Origin of the sequence: Methanocalculus sp. (assembly GCF_030651615.1) — an archaeon.
Classification (GTDB): domain Archaea; phylum Halobacteriota; class Methanomicrobia; order Methanomicrobiales; family Methanocorpusculaceae; genus Methanocalculus.
Map to the genome: position 1 here is coordinate 1 of NZ_JAUSCG010000081.1, position 3800 is coordinate 3800.

3 protein-coding genes are annotated in these 3800 nt (G+C 49.9%); 1 reads left to right on the forward strand and 2 read right to left on the reverse strand.

The window, feature by feature from the left end; all coding sequences use genetic code 11:
* Positions 1-1209: MFS transporter (locus tag Q7V06_RS03305; protein ID WP_304838050.1), on the forward strand; the 1209-nt coding region annotated here is incomplete at its 5' end.
* A 39-nt stretch (positions 1210-1248) separates the two neighbouring features.
* Here Q7V06_RS03305 and Q7V06_RS03310 read toward each other — a convergent pair.
* Positions 1249-2436 (reverse strand): PLP-dependent aminotransferase family protein, encoded by a 1188-nt coding sequence (locus Q7V06_RS03310; protein WP_304838053.1) that lies wholly within the window; start codon positions 2434-2436, stop codon positions 1249-1251.
* 144 nt (positions 2437-2580) lie between these two features.
* A complete protein-coding gene (locus Q7V06_RS03315) occupies positions 2581-3282 on the reverse strand; it encodes a DUF4013 domain-containing protein (protein WP_304838056.1) in 702 nt (233 codons plus the stop codon).
* Positions 3283-3800 lie beyond the last annotated feature (518 nt).

A 3800-nucleotide genomic window follows, 5' to 3' on the forward strand; every position in this document is an offset into this window, starting at 1 on the left:
ACCGCATGGATCCTTCCAACCGTGATGCTTGTAGGAGCAGTGATCCTCCTTGCTGTCGGGTCCCTTGGCGATATCATTGGAAAACGACGGGTTATTCTCATCTGTCTTCTGGTCTATGGTGCAGGTGTCCTCCTCGGGGGCTTTGCTCCGGATATGCTGACTCTCCTCCTCTCCCGGATGCTTCAGGGTGTCGGACTTGCAGTTGCTCCTCTCGCCTATGCCCTCGTTGCAGAGGAGACACCACCGGAATGGGTTTCAACAGGCATTGGAGTTCTTGCCGCCACCTACGGTGCTGGGAGTTTCCTTGGAATTATGACGGGGGCGTTCATCATCGAACATAGTGGATGGCGTGCATGTTTTCTGGTCATGACCCCCTTTGTTATGGCACTGATCATATCTGCATGGTTTATCCTCCCAAAAAAGGAGGGAGTGTTAAAAGGGAAGATCGATCTCACCGGGATGGCACTGTTTGCCGCCTCGATCCTCTTCGGTATGCTCGCATTAACACAGATGGGCCTGGCCGGGATCAGACACCCGTTCGTCTGGATCTGCCTATCCATCTCGATTATCTCACTTATCCTCTTTCTTCGGCATGAGAAGAGGGTGGCGTTGCCTCTCCTTGACATCGGTATGATCCGCGAGGCACCTTTTCCAGCCATTACTATAAACGCGTTTCTCGTCGTCTTCTCTTTCTTCATCCTTCTCCAGGTGATGCCGTACCTGATCGCATCCCCTGCCGGCCTTGCCCTTGCAATCGTCTATGTCGGGATTCTTCTGATGCCGGGATCACTAATGGATATGGTCTCAGGTCCTCTTGCAGGGTATATAGTTGGAAAAAAAGGTGTGGTCTTACCATTCGTCTTCGGTTCGATTGCGCTCCTTGTCGGCTGTGGGATCTTCTTCCTCTTCCCTCTCACCCCCCTCCTCGTCGTCTGCATCTGGATGATCTTCTCTGCCGGGATGTCGATCCTTCTCACCATAGACAACATGATTGCAGTTGCATCAGCACCCCCCGGACAGACAGCGACAGCAAGTGCATTTCTCCATACTATCCAGAGCATCGGCGGCGCGATAGGGCCGATCGTTGCCGGTGCCGCCCTCACCATCTATCCGGGAGAAGAGGCTTTTTCAGTGATTTTTCTGATCGTGCTCGGCGTAACTGCGATAATCCTCTTTCAGTCCGTTGGGATCAGAAGGCATCTTCCCTGAAGATGATCAGGGGGAATGCCTCTTGTATCGTGATACGTTCTATGAATGTGGTATCCTGCCCCTTATGGCATGGAGAGTCTTTGAGAGGCGTTCCATACCTACCTCTATCTCCTCAACCGAAGGGCTTGAGAAGTTGATCCTGATGGTCTCCTCCCCTCCTCCCGCCGGATAAAATGGAACACCCGGAAGGATAGCAATCCCTTCTCTGACCCCCTCTTCAAAGAGGTGCATCGACGAAATTCCTTCCGGAAGGGTTGCCATCAGGAACATGCCCCCTTCAGGGTTTGTATGGGCAAGACCGAGTGCGTCGAGATGTTCGCAGACAAGACGGCACTTCTCTTTATAGACGCTGGTTATTCTGCTGATATGGTCGTCAAGGCTGTTGTCACGGAGGTACCGGGTCAGGATCATCTGGGAGAAGAGGTTTGAGTGAAGATCAGCTGCCTGTTTTGCATGGTTAAACCGCTTCAGAACCGGCGCTGGTGCAAAAATCCAGCCGATCCGAAGTCCGGGTGCGATGATCTTCGAGAACGATCCCGAGATTACCGTCTGTTCAGGAAGATATCGCTTCATAGGTGGGTGGGCTTTGCCATCGAAGAAGAGCTCGCCAAATGCATCATCCTCAAAGAACGCACAGTCCGATCCCGCTAAGACCTCTGCAAGATGTCGTCTGCGGTCGTCCGAATACGTAGTGCCGGAGGGGTTCTGGCTGTTTGGAATCCCATAAAAGAAGGAGAGCCTCTCTCTTTTGACCAGTGCTTCAAAGATATCAGGATCAGGACCTCCTTCGATCAGAGGCACGGTATGGATTCTTGGTTCGTACAGGGAGAATGCATCGATGGCTCCGAGGTAACCTGGTGCTTCCATCCCAATATGAGAACCTTTGGAGATGAAGATCTTCCCCATGATATCGAGGCATTGCTGGGAGCCGTTGACGATCTGTATCTCAGCAGGTGTTGCAGGAATGCCGAGACGTGACCGGTAGCGATCTGCAATGTACTCACGCAGAGGGAGGTACCCGTCGGTGGTCGTATATTGGAGGGCTGATCTCCCCTCATCTTCGAGGACAGCGATAGTCGCCTTCCGTATCCCCTCAAGGTCGATGAGAGTTGTATCCGGAAGACCACCGGCAAACGAGATTATTGCAGGGTCCCTCGATACCCGGAAAAGCTCGTCGAGGAAGGATCCGGGAGTTTTTTTATATCGATCTGAGAAGCAGAACTGCATACTAGTGATAGTTTGGTTGAACTGCCAGAAGACCTTTTTTATCCGCAGATATTTCTTTCAGGTTATATTTCAGATACTCGAACCGGATTGTTCGGTATGCATTTCGTCGCTCACCCGATTCAAAAAAAGAGGAGATACATGCTCCTATGCAGCATTCTCGTATAGCATCGTCACATATCTCCATGTGAAGAGCGAGAGTGGTGGTGCAAGGAAGAGGCTGATGAGCCACCCAAGGAATGGAATCGCACTCAGAATACCGATAACAAAGGCAAAGACGCAGATTATCACCCAGAGGGCGATGACTGCGAAGATATAATTCAGCCATCCAATATCTCCGATATGCACAAATATCGCCCCGAAATTGAAGGCTTCACCGATACTTCCTGTCTTTGCGAACCTGACAACACCAGTATAGGCGATGAAGGAGATGATGATGAGAACGACCATTGCAATGAGAAATGCTGCCATAAGTTCAAGAACAGCACCCAGGATGTACTGATCGGGTACAACCCCGGTCATATCTCCCATTGCTGCACCGGCTATAACAAACGGCAGTGTTGCCGCACCGAAGATGATCAGAATGATGATCACCGGGAGCATATAGATTAAGGTAACAATATTCAGTTTCCAGCCATCCACAAAGAGTTTACCCCAGTCTTCAACTTCGGGTGCCGGAACTTTCCCCGAAAGAACAGAGACGAGGTACCCGTTGAATACCGGGACAAGGTACAATGTAATGGTTGTTATCAGATACGCTACAACAAGCAGTATCCACTGCTTCCACTTCCCCCACACTGCTTCCTGAGCATATGCAAAGGATCCTGATGCACATGTGCTGATTGACATAATGACACCTTACATAGCCTATCCATTATATCTTATATATAAGCTTTCCATATCCTCTACACAGTATTTGGATATAATCACTATCTTGTTTGAAGATAGTACGGCTTGTATATGTATACCGGATAGCTTGATGGACTGAATCTCAATGGATATCCTGGAGAAAATTTCCAGTCGGAAAAGGCACTCAGACGGGGATCCCAATGAAAAGCAGGAGCTTCCCTCGATTTTTACCAATGAGTGTAAAGCTATCCTGTCCTCTGCTCTGCTCTTGAGAAATGATCCGGGTGCTGTTGATGTATGGAAGGAAGAGTGCAGGCTCTCGTTGCGCTTGATCGTTTGGATGAAGCGACCATATCGTATGAAAAAGCGTATTCGATCCATCCTGATCCCATATACAGGCAGGCGATACGTGATTCTTCAAAAAGAAGATGAACAGAGAGATCCGAAACGTTCACTTCTTCCAGAGATCCCGTCTCCTGATCTCTTCTTTGCAGTGGGGGCAGAGATAGACCTCTTCA

Coding starts and splice junctions, on each gene's coding strand:
- Q7V06_RS03310 (WP_304838053.1), bottom strand. CDS start 2,436: ATGCAGTTCTGCTTCTCAGATCGATATAAAAAAACTCCCGGATCCTTC.
- Q7V06_RS03315 (WP_304838056.1), bottom strand. CDS start 3,282: ATGTCAATCAGCACATGTGCATCAGGATCCTTTGCATATGCTCAGGAA.